A 20,723-nucleotide genomic window follows, 5' to 3' on the forward strand; every position below is an offset into this window, starting at 1 on the left:
CCCGACGCCCGCTCACCTTGCATGAGCGGGCACCGGGAAACCGGGTATCAGTGGAACAGTACGGCCGTCTTCTGCAGGGTCACCCACACACCCCACGCCAACGGAATGCCCACCACCAGCCACGCCGCGACAGCCATTGGCACGCTGCCAGACGAAGCCTTCCACTCCAGCGAAGTGCTGGCGTCAGCGCCTTTGTCATGGCCCAGCGCCTGTTCGGCGGCCAGTTCTGCGTCCGTCATGAAGTACTTGTCGGCCACCGGGCGCACCAGCAGGTTGCAGATGAAGCCCAGCACCAACAGGCCCGCGAGGATGTACAAGGTGATGTCGTAGGCCGCCGCGCGTTCAACGCCGATGCTCAACTGATACTCACGCAGGTAGTTCACCAGCACCGGGCCCAACACGCCCGCCGCAGCCCAGGCGGTCAGCAGGCGACCGTGGATCGCACCGACCATTTGGGTGCCGAACAGGTCGGCCAGGTAAGCCGGGACGGTCGCAAAACCACCGCCGTACATCGACAGGATGATGCAGAACGCCGCCACGAACAGCGCTACGTTGCCCAGGTGACCGAGGTTCGGAATCAGCGCGTACAGGGCAAAACCCAGGGCGAAGAACACGAAGTAGGTATTTTTACGGCCCAGGTAGTCGGAGAACGACGCCCAGAAGAACCGGCCACCGATGTTGAACAGGCTCAACAAACCGGTAAAACCCGCTGCGATGGCGGCGATCGACGCCAATTGCCCTGCATCCAGCTGACCGAACGTCAGCCCATTGCCTAGCAACTTGCCACCGAACACTTCCTGAAGCAGTGGCGAAGCCATGCCGAGAATACCGATACCCGCGGACACGTTCAGGCACAGTACCAGCCATACCAAACGGAATTGCGGGGTTTTCCACGCCACACTTACGTGAACGTGACGATGGGTAATCATCGCATTGCTGGCTTTTTTCGCCGGGGCAGTCCAGCCCTCAGGCTTCCAGCCGGTTGGCGGCACGCGGTACGACAAGGCACCACCGATCATGAACACAAAGTAGATCACGGCCATGACCACGAAGCTCTGCCACACACCCACGCTGGTCGGCGAGGCGAAGTGGCCCATCAGCGCTGCGGCCAAAGGTGCCCCCACCATCGCGCCGCCGCCGAAGCCCATGATCGCCATGCCGGTGGCCATGCCGCGCTTGTCCGGGAACCACTTGATCAGGGTCGACACGGGCGAGATATAACCCAGGCCCAGACCGATACCGCCAATCACGCCGGAGCCGATCCACATCAGCCAGATCTGGTGGGTGTAGACACCCAATGCCGAGATCAACAGGCCGCCACACCAGCACAGCGCCGAAACAACGCCGGCCTTGCGTGGCCCGGCATGTTCAAGCCAACCGCCCCAAATGGCTGCCGAGCAACCCAGGAAGATGAAGAACAGGGTGTAGATCCAGCCCAGCATGGAGATGGGCCAGTCGCATTGGGAGGAGAAGACTTGCGCGATGAAACTCATGTCCGGCGCACAGGCGACCGGTGCGGTGATACCCAGCGCCTTGGACAGTGGCAACCAAAATACCGAGAACCCGTAGGCCATGCCGATACACAGGTGGATGGCCAGGGCGGCCGGTGGAACCAGCCAGCGGTTGAAACCCGGCTTGGCGATAATGCGCTCCTTGGACAGGAACGCAGGCTGTGCGGCATGACTGCTCGCCGCAGTGCTAGTGCTCATTGGTGTTTCCCCCAGTTATTAGTATGTGTCCGTCAGGCGCTCTCTCCCTCGGCCTTGCACGCAAAGCGTGGCCGTTGTTTTGAGTAAAGCTTCCTTATAAACGCGACGTTGTGTCGCAGACGACAGACGAACTCGCGAAGATTAGCACCAGTGAGTGACAGAAAAACCAAACTGACATCACCTTTTTCACGCAATCTGGTCTGTTCGGCGACAAAATCCGATTTTGCCGACGCCAGATACAATGTAACGATGCGTGAACTGACGTAAGCCTTCGGGCGTTATACTCTGCGGCTAAATTTTGAAATCGACATACAAGGACTCGCCCATGAAAGCGTTCGGCAAAATCCTGGGTCTGGTACTTCTCGGGCTGTTGCTGATCATTGTGGCCCTGGGCTTTGCCCTGACCCACCTCTTCGATCCCAACGATTACAAAGACGAGATTCGCCAGATTGCCCGCGACAAGGCCCACATCGAGCTGACGCTCAATGGCGATATCGGCTGGAGCCTGTTCCCCTGGCTAGGCCTGGAATTGCACGAAGCCAGCGTGGCGACCCTGACCACCCCCACCCAACCGTTCGCCGACCTGCAAATGCTCGGCCTGTCGGTGCGCGTGCTGCCGCTGCTGCGCCGCGAAGTGCAGATGAGCGATGTGCGGGTCGAAGGCCTGAACCTGCGCCTCAACCGCGACAAGCAGGGCCATGGCAACTGGGAAGACATCGGCAAGAACGTGCCGGTCGCCAGCGCCGATGCGCCAGCGCCCGCCCCCGTGCAAACGCCGGCCGAACCGGAACCGGAAAAGCCGCCGAAGCCGATCCGCCTGGACATCGACAGCCTGACCATCAACAACGCCCGCGTTGAATACAACGATGAGCAGACCGGCAAGCAATACAGCGCCGAAAGCATCCAGTTGAGCGCCGGCGCCGTGCACGAAGGCGCGAGCATTCCACTCAAGCTCACCGCCTTCCTGGGCAGCAACCAGCCGCTGTTGCGCGTCAAGACCGAGCTCAACGGTAACCTGCGCATCCAGAACGCCCTCAAGCGCTACCAGTTCGAAGACATGAAGCTCAGCGGCGAAGTCACCGGCGAGCCGCTGCAAGGCAAGACCGTCACCTTCTCCACCCAGGGCCAATTGCTGGTGGACCTGGCGGCCAACATCGCCGAATGGACCAACTTGAAACTCTCCGCCAACCAGCTGCGCGCGCTGGGCGAACTGAAGGTCAACAACCTGGACAAAACCCCGCAACTCAGCGGTGCCTTGTCCATTGCCCAGTTTGACCTGGCCAAGTTCCTCGACAGCGTCGGCCATCCGCTGCCGGCCATGGCCGAAGGCAGCCTGAGCAAGGTTGAACTGGTCAGCCGTCTCAAGGGCTCGCCCACCAGCGTGGCCCTGGAAGACCTGAACGTGAAACTCGATGGCAGCACCTTCACCGGTCGCATCGCGGTCGATGACTTTGCCAAGCAATCCCTGCGCGTTCAGCTCAAGGGCGACACGTTCAACGCCGACAACTACTTGCCGGCCAAGTCCGAAGCCGCCAAAGGCGCGAGCGCCGCACGCCAGGCCGAAGTGCAGAACAGCGAAGCCGGCGCCATGGCCGCCGGTGGCACCACACCGCTGCCGGAGGCACCGACCAAAGGCGCGTGGAGCACCGACAAGCTGCTGCCGCTGACCCGCCTGCGCACGCTGGACGTGAACGCCGACCTGGCCTTCGGCCAACTGACCCTGAGCAAACTGCCGATCCAGAATGCGGGACTCAAAGCCTCCGGCATCGATGGCCAGCTCAAGCTCGACAGCCTGAGCGGCGGCCTCTACAACGGCAGCTTCCAGGCCAACGGCACACTCGATGTGCGCCAGGACATCCCGGTGTTGGCGCTGCAAACCCACATCAAGCAAGTACCGGTTGAGCGCATCCTGCAGGCTCAGGGGCAAAATCCGCCGGTGAAAGGCCAAATCACCCTTGATAGCAACCTCACCGGCCGTGGCAATAGCCAGAAGGCGCTGATCGACAGCCTCAATGGCACCGCCAGTTTTGTGATCAATAACGGCGCGCTGCTCAACGCCAACATTGAACAGCAACTGTGCACCGGCATCGCCCTGCTCAACCGCAAGACCTTGAGCAACACGCCACAAGGCAAGGACACGCCGTTCCAGGAACTGCGCGGCAACCTGACCTTCCGTAACGGCGTGGCCAGTAACCCTGATCTCAAAGTGCGCATCCCCGGCCTGACCGTCAACGGCAACGGTGACGTCGACCTGCGCGTGCTGGGCATGGATTACCGCGTCGGCATCATCGTCGAAGGCGACCAGCGCGACGTGCCGGACCCGGCCTGCCAGGTCGGCAGCAATTTCCAGGGCATCGAAGTGCCGCTGCGCTGCCGTGGCCCGCTGGAGCTGGGCGCCAAGGCGTGCCGCCTGGACAAGGACGGCTTGACGCAAGTCGCCATCAAGGCGGCCGGCAACAAGCTCAGCGATAAACTTGAAGAGAAGCTCGACAAGGTCAACCCACAGTTGAAAGACGCTCTGAAGGGCCTGTTCAAACGATGAGAAACGAGCAGTTTTCACAGGCGGTGCTGGATTGGTACGACCGCCACGGTCGCCATGACCTGCCCTGGCAACAGGGCATCACGCCTTACCGGGTGTGGGTCTCGGAGATCATGCTGCAACAGACTCAGGTCAGCACTGTGCTCAACTATTTCGACCGTTTCATGGCCTCGCTGCCGACGGTCGAAGCGCTGGCTGCCGCGCCGGAAGACGAAGTGCTGCACCTGTGGACCGGCCTGGGTTACTACACCCGCGCACGCAACCTGCAGAAGACCGCGAGGATTATCGTCGCCGAGTACGCGGGTGAGTTCCCAAGGGATGTCGAGAAGCTCACCGAATTGCCCGGCATCGGCCTGTCCACTGCCGGCGCCATCGCCAGCCTGAGCATGGGCCTGCGTGCGCCGATCCTCGACGGCAACGTCAAGCGCGTGCTGGCGCGCTTTACCGCGCAGGAGGGCTACCCAGGCGAGCCCAAGGTCGCCAAGCAGCTCTGGGCGACCGCTGAGCGCTTCACGCCACACGATCGCGTCAACGCCTACACCCAGGCGATGATGGACATGGGCGCCACGCTCTGCACCCGCAGCAAGCCCAGCTGCCTGTTGTGCCCACTGGAAAAAAGCTGCGAAGCCCATATGCTCGGCCTGGAGACGCGCTACCCGATCCCCAAGCCGCGCAAAACCATCCCGCAGAAGCGCACGCTGATGCCGATGCTGGCCAATGCCGACGGTGCGATTCTGCTTTATCGCCGCCCGTCCACGGGCCTCTGGGGCGGTTTGTGGAGCTTGCCGGAACTGGATGACCTCGACGACCTGGAACACCTGGCCAACCAGCACTCACTGGCGCTGGGCGACCCACAGGCACTGCCGGGGCTGATCCACACGTTCAGCCACTTCCAGCTGGCAATTGAGCCCTGGCTGGTGCAGGTCGAGGAATCCGCCCATCACGTGGCCGAGGCCGACTGGCTCTGGTATAACCTCGCCACCCCGCCGCGCCTGGGCCTTGCCGCCCCGGTTAAAAAACTGCTGAAGCGCGCGGCTGAAGTATTGAACGCAGGAGTTCCGTCATGACCCGCACCATCATGTGCCGCAAGTACAAAGAAGAATTGCCAGGCCTCGAACGCCCGCCGTACCCGGGTGCCAAAGGTCAGGACATTTTCGACCATGTCTCCGCCAAAGCCTGGGGCGACTGGCTGAAACACCAGACCCTGCTGATCAACGAAAAACGCCTGAACATGATGAACGGTGAAGATCGCAAATACCTGGCCGGCGAAATGGATAAGTTCTTTTCCGGCGAGGATTACGCCAAGGCCGACGGTTACGTGCCGCCTGCTCAATAATTGATCAAAACCCGGGGTCGGCACGTAAGCGACGGTAATAATTAAATATTTTTTGAAAACTTGCTTGACGACCCCCTGAAAAACCAGTTTAATGCGCCCCGTTGCCCAGATAGCTCAGTCGGTAGAGCAGGGGATTGAAAATCCCCGTGTCGGCGGTTCGATTCCGTCTCTGGGCACCACTAATACCGAAAAACCCCAAGCGAAGATGATTCCTTGGGGTTTTTTATTGCCTGCGATTTGGTGGTTGCCGGGCGACGCTCATCCCTGTCCCCGCCCGGGGTTATTTATCGCAAGGCTGATTCGTTTAGCTGTTACTGAATTTTCTGTTGCAAGGTAGTTATTTGATGACCCGTTACTTGTTCTGCGCGCTGTTGCTGCTGACGGCGCTGCTCAGTGGATGCGCCACGCAAATGGACGTCTCGATCGACGCGACACCGGATCCGGACTATCACTTTGATCGACAGGCCACGGTACTGGTGACGACGTCCGTGGGCGGCAGTGCGCAAAGCACGCTGAATGCCCGCTACTACCTGCGGGACATGGTCAATGCCATGAAGGACCAGGGCTTTCGGGAAGTGTTTACCGACACGACCCTCCCCAAGCACCATGCACCGATCAAAATGACCGTCACCCTTGATGTCGACAGCCGGCAGGTCACTTACCGCTACACCGCCACCGACTACGGCCAGGTGCCCACCAGCACGACCACCCAGTGCAAGAAAAACAAGAAAAAAGACGACCAGTTGACCTGCACCAGCAAGCCAAACACCACCTATGGTCCGGTGGGCACTTCCGAGCGAACCGGCTACACCACGCTCACCACCTTCACCGCCACTGCGCGGGATGAAGTCAGCAGGCGCGCGGTGTACCTGCTCCGGGCGATGTCCTACAACGAAGACTGCCAGGCCGCCAAGATTGAAACCTTCCTGGTGGAGCAAGGCCTGCAGAACCTGAATTTCCAGGACCGCGTGCACCGCAACTACACCGTTACGATGCCCGAGGGCTACCAGTGCAAATAGCCCGCCCTGGATCGCCGGCCTTACTTAAGTAAAAACACCATCAGCGGGTTGTCGTTCAAGCGCCCTTCGAAGTCTGGCGCCTGCTGCTGCATCGGTGTGCCCTTGAGCAGCGCGGCCTCTTTGCGCGGCACGATCACCCAGGATGGCCGCGGCAAGGTGAGCAGCTTCTCAGGCTCGTTCCCTGCCACGAACAGCGGTTGCTCATCGTGCGTAAGGTTCATCATGTAGCGTATCGCCCAGGTGTCGCGGCCGAGGTCGACAAATACCAGCGGCCCTGGCTGCGACGCACGCAGCGTCTCCACTTGGCTGACGAAATTATGCGTGTCGAACTGCAGGTCCTTGGACGGCTCTATCACCACCACCAGCAGTAACCACTGCGCCACCAGTGCAATCAGGCTGAGCCACACCAGGCGCACTGCCCGACGCCAGGCAATCAACGCCGCCCCTTGCAGAATCACCCACGCGCCGATCAACAGCGGCAACGAAACATCAGGCCAGTAACCGTGTTTTTGCCAACTGGACCGACACACCAACAGGACAACCACGCACAACGCCGGTAGCGCCGCGACAAGCACTTCGTAGCAGCGGCGCACGCCGACCAGCCAGTTTTGCGCCTGGAGCAGCCCATAGGCGGCGACAGCGGCAAACATCGGCACCATCGGCAAAATGTAGTAAGCGCGTTTGAAGTGCGGCACCGACAGCCCGAGCAAAATCATCAAGCCACACGCCCCCAGCCGCACCACCAACTGCACGTCGTCATTGACCCATCGCTCAGACCAGCGATTGCGCAGCGCAATCAAGGTCGCCAGCGCCAGCGGCACCACCGGGAAGTACCGGTACAAACTCAGCTTGAAGTAGAAGTAGAACGGCTCGCCACTCTCATCGAGCCGCCCGCTGACCTGCATCCTGAACACGTCATCGGCAAACGCATCGCCACCGCTGAACCGCGCCAGTTTCATCAACACCCACCAGCAGGCCACGAGCAGCGCCAAGCCCACAACGCCGTGGATCAGCACCTGCTTAACCCGCTCCCCCGGCCGGCCCAGCGCCCAGTACACGCACACCACACCGCAGACCTCGATCAGCCCCAATGGCCCGCGAATCGCAAACGCCAACACAAACAACGGGAATACGGCCAGCTGCCTGACGCGCGACCCCAGGCGCTCGCCACTGTGCAGCAGGTAGAAACTGCCCACGCATAACAGCGCGACCATCAGGTCCAGGCACACCGAACGTGACTTATCGAGCAGCTGGGTGGTGAGTAACGTGAGCAACACCGTCAGCAACGCCCAGGGCCGGCTGGACGGCGCCAGCAGGCGATAGATCAGGGCGATCACGCCCGCCGAAGCAAGTGCTGTCGGCAGGACATTCGCGAGATGGTTCGGCGCACCGAACAGGCGCGCAAATACGAAACTGAAGAAGGTGGCGGTGCCCGGGTAGTCGGGATACGGCTGCCCGTAGGTGGTGGGGAAAAGGCTCGCGCCGTGGCGAAACATCTCCTGCATGAACAACGCCCAGCGCCCGTCAAATCCTTGGGGTTGTTCGTCCCAGACACCCAACGTAAACAGTAATAAAGCGATCAGAAAAATGCCCAGGGACTCCAGGCGAAAACGACTGCGGTGATCCATTGAATGTCCTTTCAGGTAGGGTGCGCCCTCTCCATGGTGCCGACTCTGCCCCTGAATAGCGGCTGAACAAACCCGAATATTTATGGATCTAGCGACCGGCGCGCCAGACCAGCGCGGGAATCAGCCGGATGTAGAGCAGCTCGCCCATCAGCTCAATCAGGGTTTGCAGAATCACCGCCGTCGCAGCCAGCCCGCGCACGTCTTCGGGCAAGGCCAGCGCCAGCGGCAATACCACCAGGGAGTTGCGGGTCGACGCACTGAACGTGACCGCCCGCGCAGTGACGGCCGGCAAGGCGAACAGCCGTGCAGCCAACGCGCCCATCAATGGCGCCAGTAACAGGAAGCCGACGTAGACCGGAATCACCGGCAACAACGACGCGATATCGCGCACCACCGAGGTGATCTGCGAGCCGATGACCACAAACAGCACCAGCGCCATCGCCGGCACCGGCAACCAGGCCCAGGCACTGTTCCACAGGTTGATGACCCTTGAGCGCCGTGCCAGAGAAGTCGTCAGCACCGCCAGGACCATCGGCAGCACGATCAACCACAGGAACGCCTCGACAAACGGCCCGGCCGCTACCACCACGGCGGACTGCGCGCCCAGCATGAAACTCAGGTACACCGGCAACAACGCTAACTGCAGCAACAACAGCACGGGCGTCGCCGCCAACATCCCCCGCGAGTCGCCTTTGCCGATATGGGTAAACACCACCACGTAGTCGATACATGGCGTCAGCAACACCAGTAAGGCGCCCACCAGCAAGGCCGGGCGCTCCACCAGACCACGGGTCAACGCCCACACCAGCAACGGCACCAGGATGAAATTGGCCAACAGCAAAGCCGAGATGAAACGCTTGTTACCCAGGCCCTGGCGCAGATCCAGAAATGGAATTTGCAGGAACATGGCGTACATCAGCACGGCGATGGCGGGCGTGACCAGCACGCCAAGGCCCTGGGCCGACGAAGGCGCAAGCACACCGAATGCCGCCGCCAGCAAGACGGCGGCAAAGTACACAGGGATCTGGTTGTGCTCAAGGGTGTCGCGGGTCATGGGCTGACTCTGGCTGCTCAATAGACCGCCAGCCTAAGCACCGCGGGCGCTCAGGTCGAGCCTCGAAAATTTCCTGCGCGCATGGCGGGCTAAATTTGTTAGTTTCGGATGCTTATAAAAGCGCACGGCTCCCAAGCCCAAAGCGTGAGGATCGAGCCGCCCCATGAACATGCCCACCCGACCTGCCCCAGAAGCTTTTCGCGAGCCGGCTGCCGATGGCTACCCTGTCAGCGGCTTCACCTGGCGCCATATCAGAACCGACCCGACACGCCCGGTCGTCATCATCAACGCCGCCACCTCGGTACGTTGCCGCCACTATTCACGCTTCGCCGACTACCTGTTCGCCAACGGCTTCGACGTCATCACTTACGACTACCGTGGCATCGGCGAATCCCGCCAGGGCTCGTTGCGCGGGTTCAAGGCGTCGTGGTCGGATTGGGGCGTGCTGGATTTCGAAGCGATGTTGCAGCGCGCACAACGGGAGTTTGCCGGGCAGCCGATTGATGTGGTCGGCCACAGTTTTGGTGGCTGCGCGGCGGGGTTGGGCGCCTCTGGCGCGGTGATTCGGCGAATCGTGACGGTCGGCGCGCAGTTTGCGTATTGGCGCGATTACGCAGCGAACGGACGTTGGCGCATGGTCGGCAAATGGCATGTGCTGATGCCGTTGGTGACGGCGCTGTGCGGGTATTTCCCCGGTAAACGACTGGGCTGGCTGGAAGATACGCCGGCCGGTGTGGTGCGCGACTGGGGCACGCCCACGCCCAGGTACGAGACGCGACCCAGCGGGCGCACCTTGGGTGAGTTGCCCTTCAGCCGCGTGAACGCGCAACTGCTGGCCATCAGCATCACCGATGACCCCTTTGGCACGGTAGCGGCCATCGAGCGGTTGCTGAGCTATTTCGATAGCAGCGAGCGCACTCATCTGCGGATTGCTCCGCAAGACATTGGCGAAACCGCCGTCGGGCATTTCGCCTTCTTCCGCAGCGATTATCAGGACCGGCTGTGGCCAATTGCGCTGAAGTGGCTGCAACACGGCGCACTGGCGCAAGGCACACCCGGCCAGCGCGTCTAGAAACCCTTGGGATTTGCCCCAACCTGCGCTTCAATACGCCACCCAGATCCAGAACCCAAGGACGTTGAGCCCATGGCCTCGCCGAACAAGCAGCAAAAACGTGCCCACCGGGCCAAGGCCAAGGCCAAGCAAAACCGTACCCAGCGCGCCGTTGCGACCAAGCCGGATGCGTTCGCAGGCGACGACAGCCGCATTGACCTTGAGTCCGTGGATTTAACCGAGTTGTTTGTCGAAATGCGCACCGCAGGCGAGACCAGCCAGCAGGCACTGTGTGCGGTGTTCCTGGCGCACCCGTTGCTGGCGGTGGTGCTGGAGCAGGAAGGTGAGGAAGAGGCGACCGACTTTATCCTGGCGGCGCTGATCGAGTATCGGCAATGGGCGACGGATACCGAGGATGAAGCCGCGGCGCTGGCGTGGGTCGAGTCGCCGCAATTCCAGGCCGATTATGTTGCCGCGTCCCAAGCGCTGATTGGCGCACAAGACTGATCCAAAACAAAAGGTGGGAGCGGGCAAGCCCGCTCCCACAGGGTGGATGGCGTGCTGCAGAAGCAGCACGCGTCACATCAATTGAGCACTGCAGCACCGGCCCTTTGCGCCTTGCGACGGCTCGACACATACAACCCCGCCAACACCACCAGCAAGCTCAGGATCCCGGTCGCAATGATCTCGACCCGGTGCGCTTCCTGGAACAGCATGATTGTCAGCGTACCCACGATGAACACCATCACCGCGTAGGTCAGGCCAGGGAACAGCCACATCTTGAAGACAATCTTCTCGCCCGCTGCCGTGCGCTTCTGGCGCATGCGCAGTTGCGACACCGCAATGACCAGGTACACCAGTAACGCAATGGCGCCGGAACTGGCCAGCAGGAATTCGAACACTGCCGCCGGGGCCACGTAGTTGGCGAATACCGCCAGGAACGCCGCGCCAGTCGACAACATCACCGCCCAGTAAGGCGTGCCGCTCTTGTTGGTGCGCTTGGCCACAGCCGGTGCGTCACCGCGACGGCCCAGGGAGAACAACATGCGCGAAGCGGTGTACAGCGCCGAGTTGAGGCAACTGGTCACGGCAACCAACACCACCAGGTCGACGATCAACTTGGCGTTCGGAATGCCCATGCGTTCCAGCACGGTCTGGTAGGAACCTACGGCCGCCAGGGTCGGGTCGTTCCATGGCACCAGGGACACAACGATGAAGATCGACAGCAGGTAGAACAAACCAATCCGCCAGATCACGGAGTTGGTGGCCTTGGTGATTTGCTGGCCCGGGTTCTTCGATTCCGCTGCGGCGATGGTGACGATCTCGGTGCCCATGAAGGAGAACATGGTGGTCAGGATTGCTGCCAACACCGCGCCCATGCCGTTGGGCATGAAGCCCTGCGTATCAAACAGGTGGGAAACGCCGCTGACCTGGCTGGTCGGCAGGAAGCCGAAAATGGCAGCCAGACCAAGAATCACAAAGCCCACGATTGCCACGACTTTGATCAGTGCAAACCAGAACTCGAACTCACCATAGTTTTTCACGCTGAACAGGTTGGTCGCTGTCAGCAGCAAGGTGATGATCAAGGTAAACGCCCAGATCGCCACATTCGGGAACCAGGCATGAAGGATGGTCGCGGCCGCGTTGGCTTCCAACGGAATCACCAACACCCAGAACCACCAGTACAACCAGCCGATGGTGAAACCGGCCCAGTGACCGATCGCGCGGTCAGCGTAGGTGGAGAATGAACCGGTGTCCGGCGAAGCCACCGCCATTTCGGCGAGCATGCGCATCACCAACACCACCAGCGTACCGGCAGCCGCATAAGCCAGCAGCACTGCAGGGCCGGCGGCAGCAATCGCGTGGCCGGAGCCGACAAACAAACCGGCACCAATAACGCCGGCAATCGACAGCATGGTGACGTGACGCGGTTTGAGCCCCTGTTCGAGGTCATTGGAGCTTTGCGTACTACTCATTGACACACCTTTGCGAGGAATTGCGAAAACGGTCCGCCCGACCTGCGATCCTTCTCGTGAAAAGAAACCAACGGGGCGTTCTTTATTTTTTACGCAAGATTTGCGCCAAAATGTTACAAGGTCGCGATTGACGCGGGCTGTAGGACAATTGATCAGTCATCGCAAGTCATTGAGAACAATGGCATTCCGCTATAGCGTTACCGTGCGACCCACTTTCAAGACACCTGCGCGCACCAAAAACACACACGAAAAGTACGTGACGCTCCAATACAGGGCCGATATGGACCGTTTGCCCGGTTAACCCTTCCAACACCCGGCCAAAGCTGGCACCATCGCGCCCTTTTTTACGCGAAGCCTGTGGATTTATCGGGTTCAAACGTCTGTTAGGTTGTTGATGGCGCGACACACTGCTGTGCCGATGCGACACCCTGCCGCACACCACCCGTTAACCGTCCGTAGCGCTGTTGGCTGCCATCTGAACGCTATGCTAGCTTGGCGCCTCGCCAGGAAGGCAGCCCAACAGCAAGAACGCACTGAACACAATGAGGACCGCACATGGCCCAGGCCGCGCCCGCGCTTGAAATCCGCAACTTGCACAAACGCTATGGTGAGCTGGAGGTACTTAAAGGTATCTCGCTGACCGCTCGCGACGGCGACGTGATCTCGATCCTGGGTTCCTCCGGTTCCGGCAAGTCCACATTCCTGCGCTGCATCAACCTGCTGGAAAACCCGCACCAGGGTCAGATCCTGGTCGCCGGTGAGGAGCTCAAGCTCAAGGCTGCAAAGAACGGCGAGCTGATGGCCGCCGACGGCAAACAGATCAACCGCCTGCGCAGCGAAATCGGTTTTGTGTTTCAAAACTTTAACCTGTGGCCGCACATGAGCATCCTCGACAACATCATCGAGGCGCCCCGCCGTGTGCTCGGCCAGAGCAAGGCAGAAGCGATAGAAGTGGCCGAAGCCCTGCTGGCCAAGGTCGGCATCAGCGATAAACGCCACGCCTACCCGGCGCAACTGTCCGGTGGCCAGCAACAACGCGCGGCGATTGCGCGCACCCTGGCGATGCAGCCCAAGGTCATCCTGTTCGACGAGCCAACATCGGCGCTTGACCCGGAAATGGTCCAGGAAGTACTTAATGTGATCCGCGCGCTGGCCGAAGAGGGCCGCACCATGCTGCTGGTCACCCATGAAATGGGCTTCGCCCGGCAGGTTTCCAGTGAAGTGGTGTTCCTGCACCAGGGCCTGGTCGAAGAGCAAGGATCGCCACAGCAGGTGTTTGAAAACCCGCTTTCGGCGCGCTGCAAACAATTCATGTCCAGCAACCGCTAACGGAGCAACATGCATGCAGAACTATAAAAAATTCCTTCTGGCCGCGGCCGTTTCGATGGCGTTCAGCGCCACGGCCATGGCAGAAACCTTGAAAATGGGGATCGAGGCGGCCTACCCGCCCTTCAACAATAAAGACGCCAGCGGCAACGTTGTCGGCTTCGACAAAGACATCGGCGACGCCCTGTGCGCCAAGATGAAAGTCGAGAAATGCGAAGTGTATGTGTCCGACTGGGACGGCATCATCCCGGCCCTGAACGCCAAGAAGTTCGACTTCCTGGTGTCCTCGCTGTCGATCACCGATGAGCGCAAGCAGGCTGTCGACTTTACCGACCCGTACTACTCCAACAAGCTGCAATTCATCGCGCCTAAAGCCACTGCGGACTTCAAGCCCGACGCGGCTTACCTGAAGGGCAAGATCATCGGCGCCCAGCGCGCGACGTTGGCCGGTACTTACCTGGAAGACAAGCTGCCAGACACCGAGGCCAAGCTCTACGACACCCAGGAAAACGCCTACCTCGACCTGACGTCCGGCCGCCTCGACGGTATCCTCGCCGACAAGTACGTGCAGTACGAATGGCTCAAGAGCAAAGACGGTTCGGCCTATGAATTCAAAGGCGACCCGGTTGTAGAAAGCGACAAGATCGGTATCGCCGTACGTAAAGGCGACCCACTGCGCGAGCGCCTGAACAAAGCCCTGGCAGAGATCAAGGCAGACGGCACCTACAAGAAAATCAACGACAAGTACTTCCCGTTCAGCATCGAATGATCTGAACGGCCTGACCGACGCGCTCGCTTGAGCGCGCCGGCTTTTAGCAATGCCTGCCGCGATATGAAAACACCATGAATTTCGATCTCTACGGATTCGGCCCGGCCCTCGCCGCCGGCGCGCTGATGACCGTCAAACTGGCGCTCACGGCCTTGTGCCTGGGGCTGGTGCTGGGCCTTGCCGGCGCCTTGGCCAAGACATCCCCCTACAAGCCGTTGCAATGGCTGGGCGGTGCTTACTCGACTATCGTTCGTGGCATTCCCGAGCTGCTGTGGGTGCTGCTGATTTACTTCGGCACCGTCAACCTGATGCGTGCCCTCGGCGAGTTATTCGGTAACCCCGACCTTTCGCTCAGTGCCTTCGCCGCCGGGGTTATCGCCCTGGGGCTGTGCTTTGGCGCCTACGCCACCGAAGTGTTTCGTGGCGCGATCCTCGCCATTCCCAAAGGCCACCGCGAAGCCGGTGTGGCGTTGGGCTTGTCGAAGTTTCGGATTTTCACCCGGTTGATCATGCCGCAGATGTGGCGTATCGCCCTGCCGGGGCTGGGCAACCTGTTTATGATTTTGATGAAAGACACCGCACTGGTGTCGGTGATCGGCCTCGAAGAAATCATGCGCCATGCGCAGATCGGCGTGACCGTGACCAAGCAGCCGTTCACCTTCTTTATGGTCGCGGCGTTCATGTACCTGGGCCTGACCGTGCTGGCCATGACCGGCATGCACTTCCTGGAAAAACGTGCCGCCCGCGGCTTTGCAAGGAGCACCCAATGAGCGGTGACTACAGCTGGCTGTCGCACTTCGACCTGGGCCTGAACTGGGCGGTGATCATCAAGTGGCTGCCCAAACTGGCCCAAGGTGCGACCCTGACCCTGGAGCTGGTGGCCATTGCCGTCATCGCCGGCCTGCTGCTGGCGATCCCGCTCGGTATCGCGCGCTCCTCGCGCCGCTGGTACGTGAGCGCCCTGCCCTACGCGTACATTTTCTTCTTCCGTGGCACGCCGCTGCTGGTGCAGCTGTTCCTGGTTTACTACGGCCTGGCGCAGTTCGATGCCGTGCGTGAGAGCTTCATGTGGCCCTACCTGCGCGATCCGTTCTGGTGCGCCACCGCCACCATGACCCTGCACACCGCCGCCTACATCGCCGAGATTCTGCGCGGCGCGATCCAGGCCATTCCGCCGGGTGAAATCGAAGCGGCGCGGGCCTTGGGCATGTCCAGGCCGAAGACGCTGTTCTACATCATCCTGCCGCGCGCCTCGCGCATCGGCCTGCCGGCGTACAGCAATGAAGTGATCCTGATGCTCAAGGCCAGTGCCCTGGCCAGTACCGTGACCTTGCTGGAACTGACCGGCATGGCGCGGACCATCATTGCGCGCACCTACCTGCCGGTGGAGATCTTCTTCGCCGCCGGGCTGTTTTATCTGCTGATGGCCTACATCCTGGTGCGCGGCTTCAAACTGCTCGAACGCTGGCTGCGCGTCGATGCTTGCCAGGGACGTTGAAGCACGCTTCGAAGCGCTGGATGCGTTTCTAATCAAGCACCAAGGGCTGTGGCGACCACGGCCCTTTACGCACCTGCAACTGCCCTGGGAAACCCAACATCCCGAGTTGGCCCAGTGGCTGCGCCAGCGCTCGTTGGCCGATGCCGAACGCTGTCACAACCACCCCTACGACCTGCCGGCACCCGCACCCTTTGCACCGTTGGCCGCGCAGGCGTTGCAGCTCAGTGCTGTGGACCGGTTACCGGCACACGCGCTTGCACCCGCGCGCCATCGGCTGAACGTCGACGTACCGGGCCGCAAGTGGCAGCAAATCGAAGCCTTCGGTAATGCGCTTAATTTCGCCGAAACACCCACCCACTGGCTGGACTGGTGCGCTGGCAAAGGCCACCTCGGCCGCCGCCTGCTGCAACCCGGCCAACAGCTGAGCTGCCTCGAATACGACCCGGCCCTGATCGCCTCGGGCCAGGCCTTGAGCGACCATCACGGCCTGCCCGCGGCCCATCGCCTGCAAGACGTGATGGCGGACGTGTCGATCCGCGCCGACCACACGCCCGTCGCCCTGCATGCCTGCGGCGACCTGCACGTGCGCCTGTTGCAACTGGCCAGTGCAGCAGGCTGCAAGCAACTGGCGCTGGCGCCGTGCTGTTACAACCGCACCAGCGCTGACCATTATCAAGCGTTATCGAGGGTTGGGCGTGCGTCGCGGCTGCAGCTGTCGGTTGACGATCTGGGGCTGCCGCTGAGCGAAACCGTCACCGCCGGCAACCGTGTACGCCAGCAACGCGACACCTCCATGGCCCGGCGCCTGGGCTTTGATCTGTTGCAGAGGCAGTTACGCGGGCGTGACGAATACCTGCCCACGCCCTCCCTGCCCGCCCACTGGCTGGATAAACCGTTTGCCGACTATTGCCGGGAGCTGGCGGGCCTCAAGGGGTTTTCCACAGGTGAACAGGCTTGGGCGGCGCTTGAGGCGCACGGCTGGCGCCGCTTGGCGCACGTGCGAAACCTGGAGTTGGTACGAGCGCTGTTTCGGCGCCCTTTGGAAATGTGGCTGGTGCTGGACCGGGCACTTTTCCTGGCGGACCAAGGCTACAACGTCGAGATAGGCAGCTTCTGCGAACCCACTCTGACCCCGCGCAATTTGATGGTGCTGGCTGAGCGCGATTAGGGGGCAATTTTCCTACACGTGCCCTGTGGATAACTCTGTTGATACATTCTTGCCAGAGGCTGTAGCTATCAGCGCTACAGAGCAAAAGCCACCCTGGTCATTTTTTGTTCACAAAATAAAACGCACACAAAACAGGCAGTTGCAGCGTATTGAGAACGGTGCCACAAAATCGCGGTTTCCTGGCTACAACAACCAACCGATTGTGCATAAGCATTTGGCGCCACGCGAATAAACCGTGCTTTAGGCGGTTTTTTTCGGGGCCTTCAACAACCGGCAAAGCTCATTCAGATCGTCAGTGAACAACCTTTTTGCCACGGTATCCAACGGGTCAGTTGCAAAGGCCAAGGCTTCATTGATGGCCACGTCGCGATGAATCTCCAGCGGCGCTTTGCCCAACCGGTGCTTGAAGGCTTCAAGCATGTCCAGGCTGAATGCACTGCTCTCGTCCACCTGGTTGACCACCACATGCACAACGGGCGGGCGCTCACCCGCAAGGTGCGGCGCGAGCAGGACATCGAAATGGTCGAGCGTACCGAGGCAGGCGGCGTCGGCCTGCGCAATCACCAACACCACATCGGCAACGTTCAGCGCTTGATGGAAGTAGACGTTATTGCCGGCCGGCGTATCGATAATCACCGTTTGCCGCTCGCTCAGGCCCAGCGAAGCGAGCCGCTGCGCCAGCCAGCCGGGCTCGTGCTTGAGCCAACGCTCGAGGGTTTCCTGCTGCTCCATGTCGACATCGCCAAAGGTAATCACCTGGCAACCGGCAAAGCCAACCTGCTGCAACGGGCTCCATTTGCCATGTTCCAGGCTGGTGCGGCCGATGCCGGGCGATGTGGCACTGACGCCGAAGTGGTGATGCAAGGCGTTTTGGGGGTCCAGATCCAGCGCCACCACCGACTCGCCGTGGCGCTGTAAACCACTGCTCAAGGCCGTGGCCAGGGTGCTACGACCAACGCCGCCATTCATCGACACCAACGCCACCACTTTGGGGCGCAGCGCTGCGATATCAGTCAAGTGGGCTTGGGCAGGGTTGGGTTCATTTGCAGGCACGCTGCCAAAAAAGTGCAGGCGCGCATTAATGCCTTGGGCATCATGGGTGACGTTCTTGCCGAACAACATCAGCAGTTCTTCGCTAAGGCTCATAATCAGCTCCTCACGACGCAGCTGCAAGACGTGAAGGTCGGCAAGCAGGCACTTACCGCAGGTCTTATTATTGGCGTCTTAGTGAGGCATTCTGTGACAGGCGTACAAGAGTGTCATTATTTTGATGTTTTTACTGGCCAACTTCTAGACGAGCGGTAAATAGTCAAATTAATGGCTTTGGTGCATGCGCCCTTTTAAGGCACGGCATAACGCATTTATATCCTGGCAACCGACAGTGTTCAGCAACGGGTCGAGCGGGTCGCGCCCGTAGGCGTGGGCTTCGCTGAAAGCGCGATCGCGGCGCACCGCGCCCAGCACCGCATCGCCCAGGCGCAGCCTGAACACGCCGGCCATGTCCTGGCTGAACGCGTGGCCAACGTCCACTTGGTTGATCACGTAAAACCGTTGGAGTGGCGATTCGCCTGCGAGGTACGGCGCGAGCACGTCGTCCATGTTCGCCAAGCGGTGGAACGAAGCGGCGTCCGGCTGGACCACCACCAGCACCGCATCCGCCACCGACAGCGCTTGGCTGAGGTACACCGTATTACCCGCAGGGACATCAATCACCACCGTGTCCTGCCCATTCAGCCCGAGCCCGGCCAAACGCTTGCGCAGAAACCCCAGGTCCTGCCCCAGCCAGCGCTTCAGGCTTTGTTGCTGCACCGGGTCAGCCTCGCCAAAAGCGACCATACGGCACCCGGCAAACCCCCGCTTGGGCAAAGCCGCCCAGGTCTGGTTGAGCAGGCTGACAGCCCCAAGGCCCGGCAAATCAAACCCTGGGCACAAGTGATAACGCAGGGCGTTTTGCGGGTCCAGGTCCAACGCCAACGCCGGATGCCCCTGACGCTGCAAACCACTGGCAAGCGCCGCCGCCAACGTGCTGCGCCCCACACCGCCCGTGGCAGAAACCACCACCACAACCTTCGGCGCCGAAGCATCCGAATACACCTCGCCATGCCGCTCTTCAGCCACCTCGGGCGGATACACAGCCCGCGCAGCGCCCTGGTTCAATTGTTCGAACAACCGCTGCAAAGACTCAGCCAGCGCAGTGCCTGGTATTGGACTGTGATCTGCACGCCCCACTGACTGACCCCTGCGTTAAACCGCTGATTCATTGTGGGGCGCATTGTGTGATAGCAAACTGATGCTGTCAGTACTGGGTGTTTGTAACGAAACGCTTTCAGATGAGCGGCACACCACGAACCACTGGCAACCCTTCATCGCCGCCAGCCTGCTTTCCTGGAGCCTGACCGCCCAACGCCAATAGCGCCGCCCGCATGGGCTGCTGCGCAGTGAAGGCGCGGCTGACGTATCTGGACTCAGAGGCCCCAGTGCAAGTGCACAAGCCGATGAAATTCACCGACGATTGCGGCGACGAAAATTGAGCTGATTTGCACGCCCTGAAGCGACGAAAAAGCGGTGATCGCAAAAAAACCGTCACTTCTGCAAAAATAGTCAGAATTCAGGGGTTTACAGAAGCTTATCAATCGCTATAATCGTCGCCCTAACACGCCGGTATAGCTCAGTTGGTAGAGCAACTGACTTGTAATCAGTAGGTCCCGGGTTCGACTCCTGGTGCCGGCACCATACAAAACAAAGGCTTGCAGCGATGCAGGCCTTTTTTTTATCTCTCCACGTAACAGTGCACGTAACAACAAGGATGGCGCGACGTGGGAGATGACAACGTAGCAAATCCATTTCCCCGTGATTTCATCAAAAAGCACGGCGATTTATTCGACAGGCACTTCCCACCCGGCGTCGACGATGAGTCACTGATTCTGAAAACCCATCTCTTGCTCGAAGCAGTCTTACGGGATTTTTGTGCTAGCTGCGTCCCCCATCCTGAACACTTGTTGGGTGCGAGATTTCAATTCAATCAAGTAGTCCGCCTCGCTAGGGCGATGTGCCCGACGGTACTCAATGAGTACAGTGAGACGCTGTGGACGCTCGCCAAACATCTCAACCTCCTCCGCAATGCTATGGCCCACGAGCTTGAACCGGATCATAAAAAAGTCGAGAAGGAAAAGAAGGTCATGATGGATCTGGTTGGTCATTTGAATAAGGGCCAAAATTCTGACCTTCGAGCGACCTTGGAATACTTGCTGGGATCCATGAATGCTTTTCTGCAATTTGCCTTATATGTAGGCCAGCATCAGCGCGAAGACCACATCGAGTAGAAGGATTTGTTTAGGCCACTGACCGGTGGAGCGAAGCACGGCGGCCTTAAGGGCCAGTTCAGGACTCTAGACAACGCGGCAGCAGGCTAGGGCTAGGGCTAGGGCTAGGGAAGCGAATAGGTGCTGGAGCCTCTGTCAACAAGATCGTCCATGCCTATAATCCTTCCGTCGCAAGTGGTATCAAGGGAAAAAAACGCGTATACTGTACGAATGAACAGTATTGAATTTTGTTGTATCAACAAAAATATTGTGATAACCGGTACTAATGTCATTGTTAATGCGGATATACTCGCGCGCCGCTCGATAGGTCAATGGAGCGAGTAAAAG

At 60.2% G+C, this 20,723-nt stretch carries 17 protein-coding genes, 2 tRNA genes and 1 pseudogene; 14 read left to right on the top strand and 6 right to left on the bottom strand.

Annotated elements, in window-relative coordinates; all coding sequences use genetic code 11:
• Positions 1-47: 47 nt before the first annotated feature.
• Positions 48-1,709 (bottom strand): OFA family MFS transporter, encoded by a 1,662-nt coding sequence (locus JFT85_RS14320; protein ID WP_053253879.1) that lies wholly within the window; start codon positions 1,707-1,709, stop codon positions 48-50.
• Between the two features lie 325 nt (positions 1,710-2,034).
• Between JFT85_RS14320 and JFT85_RS14325 the strand changes: the two genes are divergently transcribed.
• The 5 genes from JFT85_RS14325 to JFT85_RS14345 all read left to right on the top strand — a co-directional run bounded on the left by JFT85_RS14325 (position 2,035) and on the right by JFT85_RS14345 (position 6,603).
• Positions 2,035-4,251, top strand: a complete 2,217-nt coding sequence (locus JFT85_RS14325) for an AsmA family protein (RefSeq protein ID WP_201230017.1) — start codon at positions 2,035-2,037, stop codon at positions 4,249-4,251.
• Positions 4,248-5,315, top strand: coding sequence for an A/G-specific adenine glycosylase (gene mutY, locus JFT85_RS14330; protein ID WP_069550823.1), 1,068 nt, complete (start codon positions 4,248-4,250; stop codon positions 5,313-5,315). The genes JFT85_RS14325 and mutY overlap by 4 nt, the downstream gene beginning before the upstream one ends.
• Positions 5,312-5,584, top strand: a complete 273-nt coding sequence (locus JFT85_RS14335) for an oxidative damage protection protein (protein ID WP_053253876.1) — start codon at positions 5,312-5,314, stop codon at positions 5,582-5,584. The genes mutY and JFT85_RS14335 overlap by 4 nt, the downstream gene beginning before the upstream one ends.
• Positions 5,585-5,687: 103 nt before the next feature.
• Positions 5,688-5,763 (top strand) — tRNA-Phe (locus JFT85_RS14340).
• 165 nt (positions 5,764-5,928) lie between these two features.
• Complete coding sequence (locus JFT85_RS14345) at positions 5,929-6,603, top strand: hypothetical protein (protein ID WP_053253875.1); 675 nt, start codon at positions 5,929-5,931, stop codon at positions 6,601-6,603.
• A 20-nt stretch (positions 6,604-6,623) separates the two neighbouring features.
• On the opposite strand, the gene JFT85_RS14350 is transcribed toward JFT85_RS14345, so the two are convergent.
• Together JFT85_RS14350 and JFT85_RS14355 are read right to left on the bottom strand one after the other, a co-directional pair.
• Positions 6,624-8,231, bottom strand: a complete 1,608-nt coding sequence (locus JFT85_RS14350) for an ArnT family glycosyltransferase (RefSeq protein ID WP_201230019.1) — start codon at positions 8,229-8,231, stop codon at positions 6,624-6,626.
• A gap of 88 nt (positions 8,232-8,319) precedes the next feature.
• Positions 8,320-9,285, bottom strand: a complete 966-nt coding sequence (locus JFT85_RS14355) for an arsenic resistance protein (RefSeq protein ID WP_078827620.1) — start codon at positions 9,283-9,285, stop codon at positions 8,320-8,322.
• 163 nt (positions 9,286-9,448) lie between these two features.
• Here JFT85_RS14355 and JFT85_RS14360 point away from each other — a divergent pair.
• Positions 9,449-10,425: pseudogene (locus JFT85_RS14360) on the top strand (alpha/beta hydrolase family protein).
• Positions 10,426-10,429: 4 nt separating this feature from the next.
• Positions 10,430-10,843: a hypothetical protein gene (locus JFT85_RS14365; RefSeq protein WP_053253871.1), complete on the top strand. Its 414-nt coding sequence runs from the start codon at positions 10,430-10,432 to the stop codon at positions 10,841-10,843.
• 77 nt (positions 10,844-10,920) lie between these two features.
• Here the strand turns inward: JFT85_RS14365 and gabP are convergent, their stop codons facing one another.
• Positions 10,921-12,312, bottom strand: coding sequence for a GABA permease (gene gabP / locus JFT85_RS14370; RefSeq protein ID WP_053253870.1), 1,392 nt, complete (start codon positions 12,310-12,312; stop codon positions 10,921-10,923).
• A gap of 555 nt (positions 12,313-12,867) precedes the next feature.
• Here gabP and JFT85_RS14375 point away from each other — a divergent pair.
• The 5 genes from JFT85_RS14375 to JFT85_RS14395 all read left to right on the top strand — a co-directional run bounded on the left by JFT85_RS14375 (position 12,868) and on the right by JFT85_RS14395 (position 17,073).
• Positions 12,868-13,641, top strand: a complete 774-nt coding sequence (locus tag JFT85_RS14375) for an ABC transporter ATP-binding protein (RefSeq protein WP_053253869.1) — start codon at positions 12,868-12,870, stop codon at positions 13,639-13,641.
• A 13-nt stretch (positions 13,642-13,654) separates the two neighbouring features.
• On the top strand, positions 13,655-14,407 hold the full coding sequence (locus JFT85_RS14380; protein WP_069550801.1) for an ABC transporter substrate-binding protein: 753 nt from the start codon (positions 13,655-13,657) through the stop codon (positions 14,405-14,407).
• 74 nt (positions 14,408-14,481) lie between these two features.
• The gene (locus tag JFT85_RS14385; RefSeq protein WP_078827618.1) at positions 14,482-15,177 is read left to right on the top strand and encodes an ABC transporter permease; all 696 of its coding nucleotides are present in this window, start codon (positions 14,482-14,484) and stop codon (positions 15,175-15,177) included.
• 38 nt (positions 15,178-15,215) lie between these two features.
• Positions 15,216-15,905 (top strand): ABC transporter permease, encoded by a 690-nt coding sequence (locus JFT85_RS14390; RefSeq protein WP_053253900.1) that lies wholly within the window; start codon positions 15,216-15,218, stop codon positions 15,903-15,905.
• A complete protein-coding gene (locus tag JFT85_RS14395) occupies positions 15,886-17,073 on the top strand; it encodes a methyltransferase (protein WP_201230023.1) in 1,188 nt (395 codons plus the stop codon). The genes JFT85_RS14390 and JFT85_RS14395 overlap by 20 nt, the downstream gene beginning before the upstream one ends.
• 240 nt (positions 17,074-17,313) lie before the next feature.
• Here JFT85_RS14395 and bcsQ (JFT85_RS14400) read toward each other — a convergent pair whose 3' ends face one another.
• Complete coding sequence (bcsQ, locus tag JFT85_RS14400; protein ID WP_078827617.1) at positions 17,314-18,219, bottom strand: cellulose biosynthesis protein BcsQ; 906 nt, start codon at positions 18,217-18,219, stop codon at positions 17,314-17,316.
• Positions 18,220-18,387: 168 nt separating this feature from the next.
• Positions 18,388-19,251 (bottom strand): cellulose biosynthesis protein BcsQ, encoded by an 864-nt coding sequence (bcsQ, locus tag JFT85_RS14405; protein WP_242486536.1) that lies wholly within the window; start codon positions 19,249-19,251, stop codon positions 18,388-18,390.
• A gap of 479 nt (positions 19,252-19,730) precedes the next feature.
• On the opposite strand from bcsQ (JFT85_RS14405), the gene JFT85_RS14410 reads away from it, so the two are divergent.
• Positions 19,731-19,806: transfer RNA gene (locus tag JFT85_RS14410), tRNA-Thr, on the top strand.
• A gap of 83 nt (positions 19,807-19,889) precedes the next feature.
• Positions 19,890-20,396 carry a hypothetical protein gene (locus tag JFT85_RS14415; protein WP_201230024.1) on the top strand — a complete coding sequence of 169 codons (507 nt, stop codon included), beginning with the start codon at positions 19,890-19,892 and terminating at the stop codon, positions 20,394-20,396.
• The last annotated feature ends 327 nt before the right edge of the window (positions 20,397-20,723 follow it).

Origin of the sequence: Pseudomonas sp. TH04 (genome assembly GCF_016651355.1) — a bacterium.
Lineage (GTDB): Bacteria > Pseudomonadota > Gammaproteobacteria > Pseudomonadales > Pseudomonadaceae > Aquipseudomonas > Aquipseudomonas fluorescens.

Excerpts from the sequence above, each read along its gene's own strand:
- bcsQ (WP_078827617.1), bottom strand. The coding sequence starts at position 18,219 with ATGAGCCTTAGCGAAGAACTGCTGATGTTGTTCGGCAAGAACGTCACC.
- JFT85_RS14395 (WP_201230023.1), top strand. The coding sequence starts at position 15,886 with ATGCTTGCCAGGGACGTTGAAGCACGCTTCGAAGCGCTGGATGCGTTT.
- JFT85_RS14380 (WP_069550801.1), top strand. The coding sequence starts at position 13,655 with ATGCAGAACTATAAAAAATTCCTTCTGGCCGCGGCCGTTTCGATGGCG.
- gabP (WP_053253870.1), bottom strand. The coding sequence starts at position 12,312 with ATGAGTAGTACGCAAAGCTCCAATGACCTCGAACAGGGGCTCAAACCG.
- JFT85_RS14375 (WP_053253869.1), top strand. The coding sequence starts at position 12,868 with ATGGCCCAGGCCGCGCCCGCGCTTGAAATCCGCAACTTGCACAAACGC.
- JFT85_RS14350 (WP_201230019.1), bottom strand. The coding sequence starts at position 8,231 with ATGGATCACCGCAGTCGTTTTCGCCTGGAGTCCCTGGGCATTTTTCTG.
- JFT85_RS14385 (WP_078827618.1), top strand. The coding sequence starts at position 14,482 with ATGAATTTCGATCTCTACGGATTCGGCCCGGCCCTCGCCGCCGGCGCG.
- JFT85_RS14325 (WP_201230017.1), top strand. The coding sequence starts at position 2,035 with ATGAAAGCGTTCGGCAAAATCCTGGGTCTGGTACTTCTCGGGCTGTTG.
- JFT85_RS14355 (WP_078827620.1), bottom strand. The coding sequence starts at position 9,285 with ATGACCCGCGACACCCTTGAGCACAACCAGATCCCTGTGTACTTTGCC.
- JFT85_RS14345 (WP_053253875.1), top strand. The coding sequence starts at position 5,929 with ATGACCCGTTACTTGTTCTGCGCGCTGTTGCTGCTGACGGCGCTGCTC.
- JFT85_RS14365 (WP_053253871.1), top strand. The coding sequence starts at position 10,430 with ATGGCCTCGCCGAACAAGCAGCAAAAACGTGCCCACCGGGCCAAGGCC.
- JFT85_RS14335 (WP_053253876.1), top strand. The coding sequence starts at position 5,312 with ATGACCCGCACCATCATGTGCCGCAAGTACAAAGAAGAATTGCCAGGC.
- mutY (WP_069550823.1), top strand. The coding sequence starts at position 4,248 with ATGAGAAACGAGCAGTTTTCACAGGCGGTGCTGGATTGGTACGACCGC.
- JFT85_RS14320 (WP_053253879.1), bottom strand. The coding sequence starts at position 1,709 with ATGAGCACTAGCACTGCGGCGAGCAGTCATGCCGCACAGCCTGCGTTC.